Source organism: Legionella cherrii, assembly GCF_900635815.1.
Lineage (GTDB): Bacteria > Pseudomonadota > Gammaproteobacteria > Legionellales > Legionellaceae > Legionella > Legionella cherrii.
In genome coordinates this window covers 3,609,633-3,629,308 of the sequence record NZ_LR134173.1, presented here as the reverse complement: position 1 = coordinate 3,629,308, position 19,676 = coordinate 3,609,633, and the positions used below count along the sequence as shown (strand labels likewise).

Here is a 19,676-nt window from a genome sequence, read left to right as displayed (position 1 = left end):
TTTTTTTGAGTGAAAACCGTTTGTAGTGTAATCGAGTATTTGGGGAAATAGAAAAAAGAGGAAGTCATGGTGAAAAAAGGAAAATTTTATTGTTTGGCGATTCTCAACATGTTAACCATAATTTTTTCTCAGAATATTGGTGCCGCTTGTTCCCTCACTGATTCATCAGGACAAACTATTGGACGAACGGAGGATGTTTTAGGACGTCTACTTTTATCGGATGCACCATGTCCCCAAAATGTTTTTGCATTGCGCCAATTGCTCAAAAACTCAGGGTTAACCTTGAAAACTACATTAGTTGCTAATCGTGGATTTCATAATCCAACTCTGGGAAGTTTTAGTTTATTTGAAATGGCTTTGGGGGAGTTAAAAATCGATGATGCTCATTGGCCCATTCAAGAAGGCGATTTTTTCTTCGGGCATTTTACAGCGATAGGACCAGTGGGTGATTTAATCGCGGATCAGAATCCAGAAAAAGATTCACTGATGGTTGAAGCGTTTGCTTGGGATTCAAAGAAAGAAGTTTTTAATTTCTATGAATTACGAGGTGATGGCTCCCAAGGGCAATGGTTCTATCGGGGAGATTCGTCTGATATTTTTGCCGATAATGAATTGCTCCATCGCCAAGCCGATCCAAAGCACCCACAATTTGGTAATCGACTTCGTTGTTCAGGTTGTCATGGTGCTGGCGGACCCATTATGAAAGAACTGGATCAACCTCATAATGATTGGTGGCAGCCTATGAGACAACTGGATTTTGGTGGACACCATCCTGATGCCTCATTACAAGAGATTTTAGAAACATTGGTTCCTCCTGAGCAATTAGCTAAAAATGTGTTAATAGGGCTGCAAAAATTGAATCAAAGTAAAAAATCGCTTTCATTACAAGAACAACTCCGTCCTTTATTTTGTCCTGTTGAATTAAATTTAATGTCAGATAGTTATCCCAACGACAGCCAACATGCCACAATAAATATTCCTATAGAGTTTTTTCTTGACTCAAGATTTTTGCAAGCTAAGAGAAAGCAAACAATTAGGATTTCAAGAACTTTATATCAAACCGCATTAAACGAGATAGGCAGTCATTTTCCAGAAACCGATTTGATCGATGCAGATCACGCCTGGCTTACTCCAGTTAAGGCTAAATCAGATCAGTTAGCAATAGCTAATCTCCTAAAAAATGGGATCATTGATTCGAAGTTTATGATGGATGTTTTAGACGTAGATATGACCAATCCAATATTTTCCTCAGCTCGTTGCAGGCTTTTGCGTTTACTTCCTAATACAGCGACATCGAACTGGCTTGAGGTATTTAAGGAAAACCTCAATCAATCGACGGACTGGGCTGCTAAAAAATTACTTAAAAACCTCATATCTCAACAGCAAGACCCGGCTTTTTATGCGCAAAAGGCAAAGAAATATCTACAACAATGCCAGTTAAAATTGCAAAATAGCAAAAACGTATTAATGCTGTATCGCTTATTGGCACAAAGACGAGCTGAGATTCGTGCCTCTGAAATCTCATTAAATCCTCGAGGGCAGATTTTGGAGCCTGGATTTCGCATTATATTCCCTGAAAATAAAATAAGCTCAACGCCAGAGCGATTAAAACTTACTTTAACGTGTGAGGTAATTGAAGACATTTGATTTACAGAAATGTCTCAATAATCCTACCTCCCCGGATGCGGTTTGCGAGTGGAATAAACATTCATAGACATTGAATCCTTAGCTGTTTCATAAGTAAAAAAAAATTTATTGCCTTACTAGTTTATCTGCTGGATTAACATCTCATTTAATTGTAACCTTCATACTTGATTAATTAGTTGTTTTTAAGTAGTTATGCTGCTTTAGCTTTAACCTGGTTTAGGAAAGAATATGGTTATTTATGAAGTAAATTTGGCCATTGATGGTGATATTTATCCTCAATTTCAATTATGGCTAAAAAAGCATGTCAAAGAGATGCTGCAGATTCCTGGATTTATTCAAGCACGTGTTTTGAAACCCGAAAACGAGGAAACTGTGAAGCAGGAACAATTAACAGTCCAATATCAATTAGAAAATAGAGATTTTCTGAATGTATATTTTGCTGAATTTGCACTAAAAATGCGTGAAGAAGGGCTTAATCTATTTAAAAATAAATTTTCCGCCCAAAGACGAATTTTCGAGGTTCAGACTAATTTCTTAAATTAAAAATTTGCATAGGCATTATGTTTTCATATAGCCTTTGACTATGCAAAAATTATTGCACTTTGTCCTTCGGATAAATATAGGATATAGAATGAGACAGATGATTAAATTTGGATTTATATTGGGTTTGGCGGCAACGAGCAATGCTTTTTGTGCTGATCCTGTTCAAGGAATTTATTTGGGTTTACTGGGGCAACTCAGTTATGCGCCCAATACTAATCTTGGTGTCACACTCCCTGATGGAAATACTTACAATGGTTCAGTTAAGTTAAGTGTCATCGGTGGTGGAGGCGGTGCTTCTTTAGGCTATAAAATAAAAAATTTTCGATTAGAGGGTGAGTTTCTTTTTAATCTAAACAATTACGGTTCATTCAATACAGGCTCTTGTACTCTTATCAGTCCCGACGTTTTGGGCCCTAATGGTAACTGTTCTGCTTTTATTGAACAAACCGGTCTAGGTTTTAATGGTTACACCGCCGGTATTTACGGGCTTTTCAATACGTTTTATGATTTTTTGTCCAGCGATCCTAACGTGAACTTTGTCCCTTATCTGGGATTAGGTTTGGGAGGCGCTATTATTAAAAACCATGCTTTATTCCACAGTAATAACCAATGTATTTCTTTAGGTACTTGTTCACCGATTGTCTCGCAAACTGTGGATACCTCAAACAACGGTTTCGCAATACAAGGAATCGTTGGATTCAATTATTATCTTGACGATTTTACTACCCTTGGCCTTGATTTCCGATATCTTTCTACAGTCAATTTTAATAAGAATAATACAAATTCTCTGGTCACGACGACTAACTCGAATAGCAACAATTATGGTATAGGTACCATTAATATCACAGCAAATTTTGCGCTTCAGAAAGCTGACTGATTGTTTTTCTGATGCAGACTGTTCTGTCATATAAACCATCAAGTGATATTGACTGCTAAATCATAAAATTAATAGAAAAAAAGCGATTCCTCTGTTTTATAGCTAGAATTAAAAACAGAGGATTAATTTTTAATATTTAAGTGATGTCTTCACGGTGATACCTCCCCAATGTATTGAGGGCTCTCCAACATGCGGAAGGTGCATTCATGATGAAATGTGATATCCAAATCAGGAGTCGTGGTAAAACGTCTCAGAAAGACGAGAGCTTTATCACATTGGCTTAATGACTAATAGGCAGGATAAAGATTAGTTAATCAATCATTTTGATGTCAGGCATAATTTATTTACAGGAGTTGTTAAGTGATGCACAGTCTGATGAATCATTGTTTTCCCACATACATATTTCTTTTTTATCTGATTATTTTTCTTTTTCTTAGCAAAGTAGTTTTCCGTTTTAAACGTAAGCTCACCAAGAATGCGGAAGACACTGCGATGGATATTGTAGGGAGTATCGGTGCTTTTTATAGTATTTTTTTAGGTTTTGTTATTTATATTTTATGGACTAATTATCAAAAAACGTATGAACTTGTTAATACGGAAGCTTCCCAATTATTTATTACTGCCCAAAGCGCTAGAGCTTTTCCTCCAGAGATTCAACAAAAAGTCATAACAAACTTGGGCTTATATATTTCATCTATTGTAAATGATGATCTAGTAGCTATGTCATTGGGGGAGGAAGGAAAAACAACGCAAGAACTAGGTGACAAGTTATATCGTATCTTGTTGCACTATCAACCTAAAGCTTCTGTTGCTAATTTTTACCAAAGTGCGGTTTCTGCATGGAATCAGGCTACTCAGTATCGTGATTTTCGTTTGAATATGCTCAATCCAGCAATTCCTATTGCCTGGTATATTATAATTTTTTTAGGTGCCTTCTTTATAATTGGCATCTATTCTTTAGAGTCGAGTTTGCAGGGGCATCCTTTTCTGTATATTTTATGCATTTTTCTCGCCATTTACATGACTGCTATTACTGTTCTAAGTTTTCCATATTCGGGTTGGGTCAAGGTATCGGATGTACCCTTTAATCGATTGTATAAGACCTTAAATAACTTACCCATTCAATCCAGCATAAAAATTGGAGAGGGTTCAAAAAGCAATAATTTCTGAGCTCATCATTTAATTGAGCCGGAAATTTGGATTAATTCATTATAATTTAGGGAATAATCATGGCATTAAAATTTGATGTGATTGTTTTAGGTGGTGGCAAAGGAGGTAAAACTCTGGCTGTTGATCTGGCCAAAACTGGGCAACGGGTTGCCATGGTTGAAGACAACCAAATTGGTGGTACATGCATTAATGTGGCGTGTATCCCTACAAAAACACTCGTACAATCTGCGAAGATTGCACACTATTGCCGTTCAGCATCAGATTATGGTCTAGAGGCTACTCTTGCACCCGTAGATTTTAAAGCAATTCGAGCTCGTAAAGATGCTGTAGTTCATGCAATGCGAGAAGCCAATTTAAAACAATTTTTGGATTCAGGAATGGATTTGATGTTAGGGCGTGGACACTTCATAGGATCAAAGACAATCGAGGTACTTTTGTCATCACCACGTGATGGTAAAAGGGTAGTGGAAATTACCGCGGACAAAATTTTTATTAATACCGGTGCCTTACCTTTTATACCTCCAATTCCAGGCCTTGACAAAATAAAATATCATACCAATGACAGCTTAATGAATGTCAATAAAGTGCCGAAGCATTTGCTTATTGTTGGTGGGGGTTATATTGGTTTGGAGTTTGCTCAATTATTTCGACGATTGGGGGCAGAGGTTACAGTAATCGAGGCTGATAGCAGGTTTCTTGGTCGTGAAGATAGAGATATTGCCGAACAAGTTCTTAATACGTTAGCTAAAGAAGGGATTCATTTTGCTCTTAATACTAAAATTAATAGCATTCGAGAAGAACATGGCGAAGTACTTGTCGATGTAAATCAGAATGGAGAACCAGCACTGATTCGTGGGAGTGACGTACTCATTGCGGTGGGACGTTCAGCAAATACGGCAGGATTAAATGTAGAGAAAACAGGGGTTCAGCTTGATGAACGTGGTTTTATTAAAGTAAATGAGTATCTGGAAACTACAGCTGAAGGCATTTGGGCTTTAGGGGACGTAAAGGGTGGGGCTCAATTTACGCATTTATCTTTAGATGATTATCGGTTAGCAAAGCATAATCTGCAAAACCCTCAAAATAAGCATTCAGTTCAAGGACGACTTATTCCTTATACAGTATTTCTTGATCCGGAACTGGCTCGCATTGGACTCACAGAAACTCAAGCGCTTGCTCAAGGCCATAGTTTAAAAATAGCAAAAATTCCCGCAGCGGTTATTCCTAGGGCGAAAACACAAGGGGAAACAACGGGTCTTTTAAAAGCGGTTATTGATGCAAAAACAGATCATATTCTAGGTGTATCCATCTTCTGTGCTGAGGCGGGTGAAATACTAGGGGTAATCCAATTGGCGATGGAAGTGGGTATGCCTTATCAGCAATTACGTGATGTAATGTTTGCCCATCCTACCCTTGTTGAGAGCATTAATCTTTGGTTTGCCACGGTGACATGAGTCTATTAGGGCAACGGTGCGTGCCCTTGAGCTTATAGGAGCATCTCGAAATAAGGATAATGAAAAACAGGTTATAAAGCGCCAAAATGCTTCTTTTTGGCTCTTTTTGAGCAAAAATATTTTTCTGAATCCCCAGGTTTTTCCGCATTTTTTTAATAAAATTAGATCAAATTTAATTCGATTAGATCTAATTTTGTAGAAAAAACACTAAAAAGTGTTGATTTAAATTTCATCTTATGTAAACCTTGCTCGACTATGAGTAGGAAATTAATTTACATAATAATCGGTATTAGTTGTCTTACATTCGGTTTTCTTGGATTGACGCTTTATAAGAAAGCCAAGGTCCATGAGCAACCACTAACTCCGAAAAAGGTAGTTATTAAAACCGAAAAGGTAAAAAAAGGTACGGCAACAAATAATACCTCACAAAAAAACGCTGATAAAATAGCACATCAAAGCGCTGAAAAAATAGCGCAGAGTGCTAAAACAATAGCGCATGCTACTAAAAAAATAGTGGTTGCTAAGAAAAGCGCACGGCCTAAGCACACCCCAAGAAAGGTCATTATGAAAAGCAGAAATATTGCTTTGACTAAAGTATCTTTCGATGAGTTGCCAGGTTGGGATACTGCTGATGTAAAAAAATCTTTATTAGCATTTCAGAAGTCGTGTGAGACGTTCTTGAAGCAATCACCATCTCATCCGATAAATACACAACACATTAAATTAAAAGCTCGTGATTGGCATCCAGCATGTAAGGCGGCCTTGGCTCTTGAGTCGGTTTCAGAAGATTCAGCAAAAGAGTTTTTTGAAAAGTGGTTTCATCCTATTGAGTTTGCGCAAAAGAAACCCGTTCATGGCTTATTTACGGGCTATTATATGCCTAAAATAAAAGGAACTTTAACAAAAAGCACTAAATACAATACGCCAATTTATGGGCTGCCAAAAGGTAAATATTCAACCTCCTATACTCGGGAGCAAATTGATAATGGCGCTCTCAAGAAAAAAGCACCCGTGATTGCATGGATCCATAGTCCTGCCGAACGACTGTTTTTAGAAATAGAGGGTTCAGGTGTAATTCAACTACCTAATGGTGAAAATATATATTTAGGATATGCAGGTGAAAATGGTGCTCCATACACCTCAATTGCCAAGATAATGATTAATAAAGGGATTATGAACCGCCATAATGCTTCTAAAGCCGCAATTATTCGCTATTTGGAGAAACATCCTGAAAAAGCAAAAACCATTATCCAGAAAAATAAGTCGTTTGTCTTTTTTGAGGATTTAAAAGAGCCTATGGCACTTGGCGCTCAAGGGATGGCTCTTACACCAGGCTATTCTTTAGCTGTGGATAAAAAATGGATTCCGCTTGGTGCTCCGCTGTGGTTGGATACAAAACGTCCTGATAAAAAAGATCAAGCGAATGAGAAACAATTCCAGCGTCTTATGATTGCCCAAGATACAGGCGGTGCAATTCGTGGGTTTATGCGCGGTGATATTTATTGGGGTTCTGGGAAGCTTGCAACATTTCTAGGCGAGCATATGAAAAATGAAGGCCATTATTGGCTCTTGCTTCCAAAAAATATTTTATCTCGATTGGCTAAAAAATCACTTTAACTCAATAATGCTTCTGAATGTATTTGCAACCCCACAAATACAGAGGAAGCAAGAGTTTTGCAGGATAAGCTCAATAAGCTTGAATTTGATCCTATTAAATACCATGCAGCCTAAATTCAGAGCAATCTATACGATGATCTTCGCTTTTAAAATCATAATTCTTTAAGCTGACATATTTCCACGCATCGAGTATTTCTTGTCGTGCAATGTCCCAATCGGTACCCCCTTTATCTGAGCCTTGCCAAGACAGTGGAGTGAAATAGGGGGTCATTAAATGATTAAACGATATGATTTCCGTTATGGTATTTCCCTCATGGCCATATCCACATTTTTTAATTTGCAATAGTTCATAATAGCTTGTGGCACAGGCCTCAAATGGAAAAAGTCCTACAGAGGCTTCATCGAAGAGCATATTTTTTTTCTTGGTTGTTACATACCCAATTAGATAAGGCCTGATAAATGTAGTAGCTTTTCTTTCACCTGAATTGGACCCAGAACATCGAATAGTTCCATTTTCATGAACTAAATATAAACTCGACCCCCGTTCACAGTCAGGATCGTTGGTGATAAATATTACAGGTTTATTGAGGGGGCCTGAAAAAAGATAAGAATAATTGATGCATTGTTTATCTTTCATGGTACTTACCGCCTAAATGGAAGCGAAGTGTGCTCTAAACAATAATAAATAGCAACCTCTTTGCATGAGATATTCTTGGTTTATAGAGGAAGCGTAGTCTAGCTTTAATTTAGAACTTGTTAACTGGACCAGCATTGACTGTGCTTACCCTGTTAACGTACACACTTAGGTTTCATGTTGTAAAACCAGGTTTAATTTCTATACTTTTTAATAAAGTTTTTATTTGGAGCAAGGCAATGAGTCGTTTGTTACTAGCATTTTTATTGACTTTAATTTCAACGTCCAATTCCGCCTTCAGTGATGAAGCCCCTAACGTACCTAATAAAGCTCAAAGCAATAACATCCTTGAGCAAACAAAACAAAAACTTGATAATGCGAATCAAATTGAGAAGGAAAATTTAGAGAAAGGCATCCAACAAGGCGAGGGACAATCTGATAAAAGAAATTAATACACCAGGGACTAAAATTTTTATTCATATAAAGAACCGCAATACGTTTCAAGGTTTCGATTGTCATTATCCCTGCTATATTTTTTACAGGGTTTTTTTATTTTAATCCAAACGTTCTCATAGCAATTGCTCAAGTCTTGGTTTTATATTTTTTCTATCAGAATAAAAAAGCAAAAGACAATGCTTGCTCCTGCGCACGTCTCTTTATTAGCCACAGAACAGTGGAGTTTGCCAATAAATAAGTATTAAGTCCAAGCAAAGGATTTAAATTGAACATTCTGTTGACAAATAGGCGTGAATGGGTTGAAATTTCGAGCTGAATTTTAAATCCGAACAGTGATTAATAGGGATTGGTTATGTTTACAATTAAATTTAATGGAATTGTTATTGGTACTCTTGACGATAATGCGAGTGAGCATAGTTTAAATCTTTTAATCGGTCGTTATCTGTTTGGAGAGTTTGTGGTCGGTCGGTTTTCAAATTCTGTTGGACAATCCTCTGGATGGCTTACCTTAAACCCCAAAAGTTCAATCCATATTGATTATAGGGTTACCTTTCCTGTTGCCTCTCACGACCAAAATTATAAGGGAAAACCATTAATGCAATATTTCACAAAAGAGGAATTTAAAACGGGATTGGAGATTACGATACAACGCAAAAAAAAGGAGTCTATTTACATTGAAAGTGACATTGTGCAGCAAAGGAAAAACTTCATAAATCAACTCAAGATTACTCTGTTTGCATTGGCAAGCAATCATTCTATGCCCCTTCTTCCTATTGAACTGATTAAACTTATTGTATTGAAAGCAAGCCCACCTACAGTGACCATGGAGCACATAAATAAGTGGACAGAAGATATTTTAAAAAGAGATATAAGAGTAGTTGAATCATTGCCTGAGCGCCTAAGCAAGGATATTACTTTTTTTAGACCCAAAAACAGGCATTCTCAAACTGCATGCGATAATTTTTTGAATGTGAGTATTGTCACTCTCGGAGCCATCGCAGTTGTTGGAGGTATGTTATCGTGAGATTGTCATTGGGGTAGGTTTGCTTTTTGCCTATTTAAATCTTGAATAATACAAATTAGCAAATCAATAGCCATGCTCACCGAAACTTAGAAGCCAAACGAAATCATAGAAAATTGAAATAAAGACCTTAACAGGTAAAATAGGTATTATTTAATAACTCAAGGATTCGCTCCATAATTAATTTTTTCGCACTTGCATTCCAAAAGATAAGGGATTTTGTCACTGAAATGTCAAATGTCAATTGACTCTTTTGCCGGTCGGTTTCGAACTGATTTTTGCCGCAGTGAGGTTGTTAGTGATTCGGGAGACAGCTCTATCTACTCGACGCTGAAGCATGATTTCGACCATTACTGTTTCATTCGGATGAAGAATTTTGTTAATGTCAGCGAGCGAAGAATGAAAATCAAGTAACCTATAATAGGCAAGGGCTTGGCTGCTTGCTTCAGGGTGTGCCTTAATTCGAAACCCCAGATTACCTTGCATTTTTGGCGTATTAATCCCAGCTTCCATGATATCGTAGTCAAGATAATAGGTCAGTTTTCCAAGATCACGCTGGTTTCGCTGGCGGTCTGCGAAGAAACCTACAGGAAGCGCATCCTCACTATATTGGGGGCCTGCAGTGAGATAAAGATCATAATCGTCAAGATGATTGCCCCGGTCATCAATGAGTCGGAATATAATCATAGAGTAGCGATTGGTGCGATACTCGCGCTTATAAATAAGTGTCTTCACAAGTTCTATATGCTCATTTTTTTGCGTTTCTTCAGTCATCTTATTGAGTTCTTTTGCCAATATATTGTATGCGTCACGGGTCTTTACTTGCAGGCATTTTAAGACCCATATCGCCGTGGGATGAGTGGCAGCATTGGCCATATTAATACTGCGAATAATTCCCATATTTTTACCGGAATGCGAGCATCCAGGCAGAACCCCAAATGCCATTGGCCGTGCCCGTGTCATTTTTGAGACAACAAGACTTTCACCGTTATTCCCTTCCTGATGTAATTTTAATAGACTGTAATTCATATTTGCAGCAGCTACGCGTACCACTCCATCCGATCCAGCCTCGCCCGTATAGGAATTGAGCGCATCATAAAGTTGGCGATCAATTTTCTGGCCTGTAAGTACAAAAGAATAGATACCATGAGCAGTGCAATCGTAATCAAGCCAACTTTCATTAAGTTGCCAGCTCATATTGCTTCCTAGCTCAAGCCAATCGAGTACATGCTGCCCCGGTTCAATACCTTCAAAAAAACTTTTTATTCTTCCTAGGCGGGATTTACCGAGTTGGGCAAGCGCAGAACCGTGGTTGGCGGGAGCCAACATGATCAGATGACTCAAAGGGCATTTTGCAAGATTATTCTTAAAGTATAAATCCATCCATTTACGGACAACGGGACCACCGGTAGAATGAGTGATGCAAGCAAAACGCTCCCCGTTTCTCAGCTTATCGGCAATTTCATCGTGTATTGCATGATCGAATGCACGGGCTATATCGTCGACTGTTACGGTATCGTTAAAGCTGATATAACGTCCAAGATAGATATTACCCACTTGAATATCCAGCGCTCCATCTTTGCTTTGACGTTCAAGCCATTGAGGAAGCTCCCCATAAGTATTGGTATGTGTGACACTCCAACCGTGGACAAAGATAACAATCATAACTCTCCTTAGCTTATTAACTCAACAAGGGGCCTTGTTGTGTCAATCGATGGTACTGGATTATTTTACAATGAGATTGCTAAGTCAAATTAAAAACTTGATGCCCATTTGAAACCAAGAACTATAGGAAACAGCTGATTATCAAGAAGACTGGCAATAGCGATATTCGGCTACAGTGAAATTGCTGGACTATACTCATTGTATGGATTTCAAGGAGGAGAGAAAAGATGCTTTCTATTCAGCTTACCCCTATTATTTCAATAATTGCTGGAGTTTTAATCCTGCTTTTACCCCGACTATTAAATTATATTGTCGCTATTTACCTGATTATTGCTGGCATTGTAGGCTTGGGAGTGTTGCATTAAGAAAAATGATATAGAACTGCATCCCACAGCCGGGACTAGAAAAATCCAGGGTAGGGTGTAGTCCGTGTTTTTTGAACTACACCTTAAATTTTAATTAATCCATACTGGGTCATATCCGATTGTAACTCTGTTGGTCTACCAGGCTATGACACCACCATCATAACGGTGCAGCTTTTCTGCATGACTTTGAGCGAATTCGTTCTCTGCTTGTTTTAGAATTCCTGCGACACTGGTTTGTACATCAATTAACGCATCTGCTCCGCCCATTGCTGTTTTTACCCACCCTGGATGAATGAGCATGACATGAACTCCTTTATCTTGCACATCGATAGCGAAGCTGCGCATGGCACAATTAAGAGCCGCTTTACTAGTACGATAAGCATATGATTTACCGTTGTCATTATCAGAAATGCTCCCCATGCGAGAGCTAATCACTAAGATTTTTTTTTCCTGGCTCGCTAGGAGATTGGTTAGCAAAGCATCACTCAATTTCACCACACTGATACAATTTACATTTAAAACTTCAAGGAAGTTTTCTCTATTAATAGCACCTATGGTTACGCCTTGCTCACCGCTAATACCTGCATTATTTACTAATAAATCAATCGGTCTGTTATTTAAAGCGTGTTTTAAAGAAGCTATATCTTGGTCGCTTGTCACATCTAATTGAATCAGTTCATCAGCCAACTCGTTCAGTTCATTTGCTTTTGATGGGTTGCGGCAACATCCTATAACATAATATCCTTTCTCTTTAAGTTGACGGGCAAACTCCAAACCAAGACCTCTATTTGCTCCGGTAATGAGTGCTGTTTTCATATGAACCTCCTTTGTATTTGAAATTTGCCGCAGGACCAGAACGCTCGATTTTTTTAAAATTCCAGTTGTTCCTATCTAAAAAGTAACTATTAAATCAATTCGTAGTATAGTCTATGCACTTATGAAGGACTTTTAAGAGTCTACATAGAATAAAATAAGCATATCGAATTGTTTGTGCCTTTGCACTCAAGAAAAGGCTAAGGCGATGCAAAAAAATATATTTGAATCAGGAGAACTAAATGTGGATTAAGGACTTATTTATTGATATCCCTAAACGAGATAATGCACCGGAAACCAGATTGCATATCCGTATAGTCTGTGAAAACGAGGCGAATCTCGACAAAATGCCCTACGTTTTTATGCTTCCTGGTGGTCCGGGTGCCAATCATTCTCACTACAAGGATTACGAATGCTTGGCAACTACGGGCAATATGGTATTCATTGATCCCAGAGGATGTGGATTAAGTGAGAAAAACGACCCTTCATCCTATACTATGGACAATTATATTCGGGATGTGGATGAAATTCGTAAATACCTCAACCTGGAAAAAATAGTTCTATTGGGTAAATCCTATGGCGCAATGTGCGCTCTAGGATACACTCTGGCCTATCCAAAATATGTTTCGAGTCTTATCCTGGCAGCTGGTTCTCCAAGCTTTAGAAACCTTGAAACAGCGCGTCTTAATGTGGAAAAAAGAGGATCTCTGGCTCAACAAAAAGTCTGTGAGCAATTATGGGAGGGGACTTTTAAAAGCGATGAAGAGCTGGATCATTTTTTTGATGTCATGGATTCTATGTATTCTTGGAGGAAAAGACATAATCTTCCTGTAAATCGACCAGCTCCGGATTATATTTTTGCACATGAGCCTTTAAACCAAGGTTTTGGCGGATTTTTACGTACATTTAATTATGAAGATCGCCTGCATGAAATAACCTGTAACACGCTCATTTTGGTAGGCGAAGAAGACTGGATTACTGATAAAAAACATTCTGAATTCATGGCGAACAGAATCCCTAACAATGAATATCTCGTGTTTGAAGGCGCCGATCATTCCCTTGAGTCTGATGTTCCGGGATTATTCTTCGCAAGCATAGAGTCCTTTTTGAAAAGCCAATGTGAAAAAAGAAATTCGCATCATTTTTTTCAAAATGAGAATAAGGGGGAAAAAGCAAATTTGATCGCTGATGAAACAAAAAAATGTACATTCGGCTAAAAATTAAAAAAATTCGATTAGCAAAGCAATGTTGGGTCGTTTTGACCCAACAAACCGTTCTATCCCGAAGCTCTCTCATGCAAATGTTTTAGGCGGCAACCGATTCGGTGGATGACTCGTGAATAAATGCGCCTATCGATTGACTCGAACTGTCATAGCTCAATGCCATTAAAATATTTTTAGTCCAGCTTTGATTCGTTGGCATTGATCTTGAGATGTTTCCAGAGTTGTTTGAGTCTTACGAAATGTTTGCGGTAAAATGTTGAAAAATTTCATGCAGGAAGTTTTCCATGAGGATTCATTGTTATACTTCGCCAGTGTTAAATTTTCTTGATTTATTTTATTCGTGATCTCATCCAAAACATTAATAGCCCGTATGAGTTTTCCATCAAGTTTTGCTTTCATTTCACCATAACTTTCTCTTATATCAGGGGCAATAAGCGTATTTTTCATTTCTTCAATTAAAGAGGTTAAATGAGCTAATTGTGATGAAAGATGCAAGAATTTTGCATCGGTTGCTCCATATTCAAGGACTAATCGCCCAGTAATTCGCTCAAAATCTTGTTTCATTTTTTCTGCAGCAGAGAGAATAACTGCATATTTTTCTCTAAAACGCATCAACAATTTGTTTAAGTGCTCTTCTGAATTGTAGTGTCTAAAGTAATCGGTATTTAGATTAGGAATAGGAGAGAGTCGGTGTTTCTCGCTGTTAAAATTCTCTGAAAAATTGGTGAATGTTTCTCCATTATTATCATCTACCTTATAATAATTTTTAAGTCGCGATAAATAGTTTACAGCAAGGTATACCTCATTTTCAGAAGGGTCACAGATATAAACTTCTTCACCCCATGTTGTGGGGTCTGAGGGATTACTGTCAGCTTTTCTTCCGATAACTAAAAAACAATGATCGCCACCTTTTATATAAAAAGCTTCTGCAGAAACATGAGGTTCATAATTAATAACATAATCTAAAGCAAGTAAAGCATATTCATAACAATTGCCTACCGAGAATTTCTTACAAAGTTGAATACGTTGATAAAATTGTTGGGTAGTACTATCAAACTCCAAAGAAAATTTAGGGTCCCTCATTGCCAAAATATGAGATTCAAACATGACGTCGCTGATTGCTTTTTTGCGGATGTCCGGATACAAGTTATTGGCAGGCTGAGTTGTTCCTTCCAAAATAATTTCTCTGGCATATTTTAATGCATTTCTTGCGATATCTCTGTTGCTCATAACTCGGTCTCTAAATAAAAACGAATGGAATAATAATAAATAAAAAGAGTTAATGAAATTATTTAAATAAAACCCAAACTGATTAAGCTAAAGGCATGGCGATCAAGGTTAATTTTTGTTCATTTTTGGCTATAATTTATATAAGCATAGAAAAAGGAGTTGATATGCTGTCCAAGTTAGAGAGTACTATTAAAAAAGAACTTCCATCTCTAGAGTTCAACTTGATCCCAGGTACGGATTTAATATACACCCGTAATGCCCATGGTCCTCGTCTAGAGGCTCTGAATACCGGAAATACTTTGCGATTAGGATATTATGGTCTTGTTAATTCGGAAGATATTGGCGGAAGGGATGTAGAAAAATTATTGCCTTGTCTGCAAGCAGAGCATCAAATTACTTCAATACTCGCGAATAATAGTGTTATAGATGATGCTGGTGCCATATTAATCGCCAATTTCCTAAAAAATAATACTTCTCTTCGTGTTTTAGATATCCATGCCAGTCAAATCAGTGAAGACGGTTTACTGGCAATCATCGACGCCTTGAAATCAAACGATTCCCTAGAGTATCTGAATATAAGAGCAAATAAGATTACCAATAAAGTATTAGAGAGCCTTTCTCTTACGCTTCAACATCACAATACTCGTTTAAAACAAATTGAGCTAACGCAAAATATTGATCCAGCGGAAAAAGCTTTAAACCAAGGTTTACTCACCAAAATTTACGAGCAACTACCTATTAATCTCGAGACGAGAAAAAAAGAAGAACAAGAAAGACAAATTGCGTTAATAGCCATTGACGCAGAATCGCAGAAAGATGGCGAACTTGAAAAAAGGTTACCGAAAGAGGTAATTGGTGTTATCTCCTCCTATTTTCGCTCTCCACCTCAATCAAAATCTGGTGAGCCTAAGGAGGATGCGTCACCTAGGGTGGGTCCTAAGTAGTCATGTAGGCTAGGCGTACAGCCACAGCGTTTGAGGATTTGCCTTTAAACGAGTAAATAGTACCCTGAAAATGTTTTCTTAACTGAATTATTCGCCAATATCCTCGCTCCATAACTTACTATTTTGAGTAATGAAATGTCGCATCATGCTGATGCATTCTTTATTCTGTAAGACCTCAAGTTTGACTCCATGGGAGGTTAATAGCGATTCTTCTCCCATAAAAGTTTGATTTTCTCCAATCACCACATAAGGAATCTTATAAAGAAGAATAGCTCCACTGCACATGGCGCAAGGAGAGAGTGTAGTGTATAAAATAGATTGCTCATAAACTTGAGCTTGCTGTCTACCCGCATTCTCTAACGCATCCATTTCAGCATGAAATATAGCGCTTCCTTTTTGGACTCGTTGATTATGTCCGCGTCCGATGATCCTGTTTTGATAAACAAGTACAGCACCAATGGGTATTCCTCCCTGGGCAAGACTTTGCCGAGCTTCTTTTATCGCTTCCTCTAGATATCGTTGATGGGGCACTGACATGGTTATCTCTTCATATGACAGTAAGATCTGGATATTCTCCAGCATTTTGAGTACTAGAAACAAGAACCAATAGTAATAATTCATTAAAAATCTTGCGAAAAGTTCGATTTTCAGTTTGATAGGGGGCAATTCTACAGAAAATCAAAAGGTAATCCGAGTGATTAATTGGGTTAAATTTTTATATTGCACTGAACAAGATAATGGGAATGAGATTGTCGCACTTGGAGTTAAAATTCGCCCTTCTATAAATTTCATAACATATTGATTTATATGGTCGGAGTGACAGGAATTGAACCTGCGACCCCTGCCTCCCGAAGGCAGTGCTCTACCAGGCTGAGCTACACTCCGTGTTAGAAATATGGTTTGCATTGAATTCCTGGGTTTCACCGCGCTGCGCCCAGGCTTCTTAAATCAATAACTTCTTTGCAAAGCGAATTGAGCCAAATTAATTAGTGCTTCTTTATATTTTGAATTAGGCAGCATCATCAAAGAGGATAACGCTTTGTCAACTTCTTGGGCGGCGATGTTCTTGGTATATTCTATCGCTTTTGTTTCTTCGAGAGCCACGAGAATATCTGGTAGAAAATCCAAGCTGCCTTTTTTCAGGCTTTGTATAATTTGTTGTTTTTGCAGTTCGGTACCGTGCTGTAATGCATGAATTAAAGGCAAGGTTGCTTTCCCATCAGCCAAGTCATCCCCTATATTTTTGCCAATTGTTTTGGCATCAGAGCAATAATCCAGAGCATCGTCGATAAGTTGAAATGCATTACCCAGATGCAGTCCATAGGCATAGAGGCTGTCTTGCATTTCCTTGGAGGCATTGCTGATTATGGGGCCTATACAGGCAGCAGCTGCAAATAAAAGCGCTGTTTTTGCACGAATTACCTCAAAATATTCATCAAAGGTTAGCGTCGGATTATGGCGGTTCGATAGCTGTTTTACTTCACCACAGCTGATCTCAAGAGCTGTCTTGGCAAAAAGCTTCAGGACTTCTGGATTGCCAGAATCAACAATTAATTCGATGGATTGAGTAAAAAGATAATCACCAACCAAAATACTTGCTTTGCTACCCCAAATATCATTGGCTGTCTGCCGTCCTCTTCTTAAGGTGGATTCGTCGATGACATCATCGTGTAGCAGCGTGGCTGTATGGAAAAATTCCACCATAGCAGCCAGAGTAATATGCTCTTTACCTTGATAACCACATGCATTACTTGCTAAAAGAACTAACAATGGACGCAGTCTTTTGCCGCCACTTTCTATTATATGGTGGGACATATCATCAATTAAACCGATTTGTGATTCGATTTTATTAATAATAAGGGCATTAACTGCATTAAAATCGTCACTAACCAGCGTGCGTATACTGTCAATCGACATTGTTTGTCCTCTACGATTCAATCAGCAAATGCTAAGGTTTGTGCATACGAATTGTCAAGTAAAAGTAGGTTTGACTTGTAAGTACTCATCCCCACGTTCGACCTAGGCTTACGATCTTTTTCTTGAGTTATTCGCTGCACTCGAGCTTATACATTAAATCGAAAATGCATGACATCGCCATCACAAACCACATAATCTTTACCTTCCAGACGTAATTTTCCTGCTTCTTTTGCACCTTGTTCACCTTTACATGTGATAAATGCATCATAGGCAATGACTTCTGCGCGGATAAAGCCTTTTTCAAAGTCCGAATGGATAACGCCTGCTGCTTGTGGCGCAGTAGCTCCCTTAGGAATAGTCCATGCTCTTACTTCTTTGACGCCCGCAGTAAAATAAGTTTGTAATCCTAATAATTCATAACCTGCACGAATCACGCGATGTAATCCGGGTTCACTTAAACCTAAGTCTTCCATGAATTCTTGGCGATCTGCTTCATCTAATTCAACTAATTCTGCTTCAGTTGCAGCACATAGAGCAACAATGCTGGCTTTTTCTTGCAACGCTAAATTACGAACTTGATCCAGTAAAGGATTGTTTTCATAACCGTTGTCATCGACATTGGCAATATAAAGTACGGGTTTTGCGGTAAGCAGAAAAAGACGGCGCGCAATAGGTTCTTCTTCAGCACTCAATTCCAGGGTGCGGACGGGATAACCTGCATCAAGATGTGTCTTGATTTTTTCCAGGGTTTTCATCTCAAAAATTGCTTCTTTATTACCACTACGACTGTTTTTTCCTGCTTTCAATATGGCTTTTTCAAGAGTTTCCATATCGGCTAAAGCCAGTTCTGTATTAATGACTTCAATATCACTTAGTGGATGTACCTGACCTTCGACATGGACTACGTCGGTATTTTCAAAACAGCGTACTACATGGGCAATCGCGTCCGTTTCACGAATGTTAGCCAAAAACTGATTACCTAAGCCCTCGCCTTTAGATGCTCCTTTGACAATACCAGCAATATCAACGAATTGCATGGTTGCTGGGAGTACTTGTTGTGGTTTGACTATGTCACTCAAAGCATCAAGACGAGGATCAGGAACAGTAACTATCCCAACATTGGGTTCTATTGTACAAAAAGGATAGTTTGCCGCTTCAATACCTGCTTTGGTGAGTGCGTTGAACAGTGTTGATTTACCAACATTAGGCAAGCCCACGATGCCACATTTAAATCCCATGTGTAGTACCTCTATTATTAAAACGAATGAGAGTTCAACATAGAACGTCATTCCCGTAAAAATGTGGGGCATTTTGTACGGAGCCATTCTACATAATTCGGTTCAATCTAAGAAAACAAGGTATCTTCTCAGATTGAACTCACCTTAAATCTATACTAACTGCTACCTTACATAAAGCTGCATTCAAATTTTAGCCAGAATTTTTTTTGCATCACCGATAAGCAGTTTTTAAACATTCAATTGATTCATTGCTCTGGCTAAATCACCTGAGAATATTAAAGGCATCACCGCCACGCCTCTATCAATTGCATCATAAATTAACTGCCTGTCTTGTGCAGAGGGTTTACTGAGCACAAATTGATGAACTAAATCTCTATGGCCAGGATGACCTATTCCTATTCGTAAACGGTGAAATTCTGTGCTGCCTAATTGGGCTATTATATCTCTTAAACCATTATGACCACCATGGCCTCCACCTGTTTTAAGTTTAATGCGTCCTGGAGGTAAATCCAGTTCATCATGAACGACCAATATTTCTTCAGGTGAAATTCGGTAAAATTGACTAACAAGCCGGGTAGGTTGACCACTATGGTTCATAAAAGACAGAGGCAAAACCAGCTTACCTGAGTGCTGATTTAATTCCAAATCAGTCAGTTCGGCCTGCATTTTTTTTTCCAGTTTAAAAAAGGCACTATGGCGGTGAGCTAAGGCGGAGACGAACCATCCACCAGCATTATGTCGAGTATATTCATAAGCTGAACCTGGGTTACGCAAACCAATGATAAGTTTAATGGCCATGATATAGCTCTTGATAGGGGTTGGTGCTTATGTAGCCTGGGTTATGCTTCGCTTAACCAGGCTA

19 protein-coding genes and 1 tRNA gene are annotated in these 19,676 nt (G+C 38.3%); 11 read left to right on the top strand and 9 right to left on the bottom strand.

Annotation, left to right across the window (positions count from 1 at the left end):
- Window positions 1–66: 66 nt before the first annotated feature.
- The 6 genes from EL022_RS15560 to mltA all read left to right on the top strand — a co-directional run bounded on the left by EL022_RS15560 (window position 67) and on the right by mltA (window position 7,308).
- Window positions 67–1,647 carry a hypothetical protein gene (locus EL022_RS15560; protein ID WP_058387411.1) on the top strand — a complete coding sequence of 527 codons (1,581 nt, stop codon included), beginning with the start codon at window positions 67–69 and terminating at the stop codon, window positions 1,645–1,647.
- A 228-nt stretch (window positions 1,648–1,875) separates the two neighbouring features.
- Entirely contained in the window at window positions 1,876–2,190 is a 315-nt protein-coding gene (locus EL022_RS15555; RefSeq protein WP_028381029.1) for a DUF4286 family protein, read from the top strand.
- An 88-nt stretch (window positions 2,191–2,278) separates the two neighbouring features.
- Window positions 2,279–3,067 carry an outer membrane beta-barrel protein gene (locus tag EL022_RS15550; RefSeq protein WP_028381030.1) on the top strand — a complete coding sequence of 263 codons (789 nt, stop codon included), beginning with the start codon at window positions 2,279–2,281 and terminating at the stop codon, window positions 3,065–3,067.
- Window positions 3,068–3,430: 363 nt separating this feature from the next.
- A complete protein-coding gene (locus EL022_RS15545) occupies window positions 3,431–4,237 on the top strand; it encodes a bestrophin-like domain (RefSeq protein WP_028381031.1) in 807 nt (268 codons plus the stop codon).
- Between the two features lie 59 nt (window positions 4,238–4,296).
- Window positions 4,297–5,691 carry a mercuric reductase gene (locus EL022_RS15540; protein ID WP_028381032.1) on the top strand — a complete coding sequence of 465 codons (1,395 nt, stop codon included), beginning with the start codon at window positions 4,297–4,299 and terminating at the stop codon, window positions 5,689–5,691.
- A 255-nt stretch (window positions 5,692–5,946) separates the two neighbouring features.
- Window positions 5,947–7,308: a murein transglycosylase A gene (mltA, locus tag EL022_RS15535; protein ID WP_193392408.1), complete on the top strand. Its 1,362-nt coding sequence runs from the start codon at window positions 5,947–5,949 to the stop codon at window positions 7,306–7,308.
- Window positions 7,309–7,402: 94 nt separating this feature from the next.
- Here mltA and EL022_RS15530 read toward each other — a convergent pair whose 3' ends face one another.
- Window positions 7,403–7,945 (bottom strand): hypothetical protein, encoded by a 543-nt coding sequence (locus tag EL022_RS15530; RefSeq protein ID WP_028381035.1) that lies wholly within the window; start codon window positions 7,943–7,945, stop codon window positions 7,403–7,405.
- Between the two features lie 236 nt (window positions 7,946–8,181).
- Here EL022_RS15530 and EL022_RS15525 point away from each other — a divergent pair, with 236 nt between their 5' ends.
- Together EL022_RS15525 and EL022_RS15520 are read left to right on the top strand one after the other, a co-directional pair.
- Complete coding sequence (locus EL022_RS15525; protein ID WP_028381036.1) at window positions 8,182–8,394, top strand: hypothetical protein; 213 nt, start codon at window positions 8,182–8,184, stop codon at window positions 8,392–8,394.
- Between the two features lie 356 nt (window positions 8,395–8,750).
- Window positions 8,751–9,422 (top strand): hypothetical protein, encoded by a 672-nt coding sequence (locus EL022_RS15520; protein WP_028381037.1) that lies wholly within the window; start codon window positions 8,751–8,753, stop codon window positions 9,420–9,422.
- Between the two features lie 237 nt (window positions 9,423–9,659).
- Here EL022_RS15520 and plaB read toward each other — a convergent pair whose 3' ends face one another.
- The gene (gene plaB / locus EL022_RS15515; RefSeq protein ID WP_028381038.1) at window positions 9,660–11,084 is read right to left on the bottom strand and encodes a phospholipase PlaB; all 1,425 of its coding nucleotides are present in this window, start codon (window positions 11,082–11,084) and stop codon (window positions 9,660–9,662) included.
- Between the two features lie 227 nt (window positions 11,085–11,311).
- Here plaB and EL022_RS15510 point away from each other — a divergent pair, with 227 nt between their 5' ends.
- Entirely contained in the window at window positions 11,312–11,449 is a 138-nt protein-coding gene (locus EL022_RS15510) for a DUF3096 domain-containing protein (protein ID WP_081776877.1), read from the top strand.
- Window positions 11,450–11,584: 135 nt separating this feature from the next.
- Here EL022_RS15510 and EL022_RS15505 read toward each other — a convergent pair whose 3' ends face one another.
- Window positions 11,585–12,265 carry an SDR family oxidoreductase gene (locus EL022_RS15505; RefSeq protein ID WP_028381039.1) on the bottom strand — a complete coding sequence of 227 codons (681 nt, stop codon included), beginning with the start codon at window positions 12,263–12,265 and terminating at the stop codon, window positions 11,585–11,587.
- A gap of 239 nt (window positions 12,266–12,504) precedes the next feature.
- Between EL022_RS15505 and EL022_RS15500 the strand changes: the two genes are divergently transcribed.
- Window positions 12,505–13,479: an alpha/beta fold hydrolase gene (locus EL022_RS15500; RefSeq protein WP_051544446.1), complete on the top strand. Its 975-nt coding sequence runs from the start codon at window positions 12,505–12,507 to the stop codon at window positions 13,477–13,479.
- Between the two features lie 168 nt (window positions 13,480–13,647).
- Here the strand turns inward: EL022_RS15500 and EL022_RS15495 are convergent, their stop codons facing one another.
- Window positions 13,648–14,715, bottom strand: coding sequence for a hypothetical protein (locus EL022_RS15495; protein WP_028381040.1), 1,068 nt, complete (start codon window positions 14,713–14,715; stop codon window positions 13,648–13,650).
- Between the two features lie 164 nt (window positions 14,716–14,879).
- On the opposite strand from EL022_RS15495, the gene EL022_RS15490 reads away from it, so the two are divergent.
- On the top strand, window positions 14,880–15,659 hold the full coding sequence (locus tag EL022_RS15490) for a leucine-rich repeat domain-containing protein (protein ID WP_028381041.1): 780 nt from the start codon (window positions 14,880–14,882) through the stop codon (window positions 15,657–15,659).
- Window positions 15,660–15,746: 87 nt separating this feature from the next.
- Here the strand turns inward: EL022_RS15490 and EL022_RS15485 are convergent, their stop codons facing one another.
- The 5 genes from EL022_RS15485 to pth form a co-directional block, all read right to left on the bottom strand.
- On the bottom strand, window positions 15,747–16,196 hold the full coding sequence (locus tag EL022_RS15485; RefSeq protein WP_028381042.1) for a nucleoside deaminase: 450 nt from the start codon (window positions 16,194–16,196) through the stop codon (window positions 15,747–15,749).
- Window positions 16,197–16,467: 271 nt separating this feature from the next.
- Window positions 16,468–16,544, bottom strand: a tRNA-Pro gene (locus tag EL022_RS15480).
- A 63-nt stretch (window positions 16,545–16,607) separates the two neighbouring features.
- Complete coding sequence (locus EL022_RS15475) at window positions 16,608–17,576, bottom strand: polyprenyl synthetase family protein (RefSeq protein WP_028381043.1); 969 nt, start codon at window positions 17,574–17,576, stop codon at window positions 16,608–16,610.
- 146 nt (window positions 17,577–17,722) lie between these two features.
- Complete coding sequence (ychF, locus tag EL022_RS15470) at window positions 17,723–18,814, bottom strand: redox-regulated ATPase YchF (protein WP_028381044.1); 1,092 nt, start codon at window positions 18,812–18,814, stop codon at window positions 17,723–17,725.
- 228 nt (window positions 18,815–19,042) lie between these two features.
- Window positions 19,043–19,612 carry an aminoacyl-tRNA hydrolase gene (gene pth, locus EL022_RS15465; RefSeq protein WP_028381045.1) on the bottom strand — a complete coding sequence of 190 codons (570 nt, stop codon included), beginning with the start codon at window positions 19,610–19,612 and terminating at the stop codon, window positions 19,043–19,045.
- Window positions 19,613–19,676 lie beyond the last annotated feature (64 nt).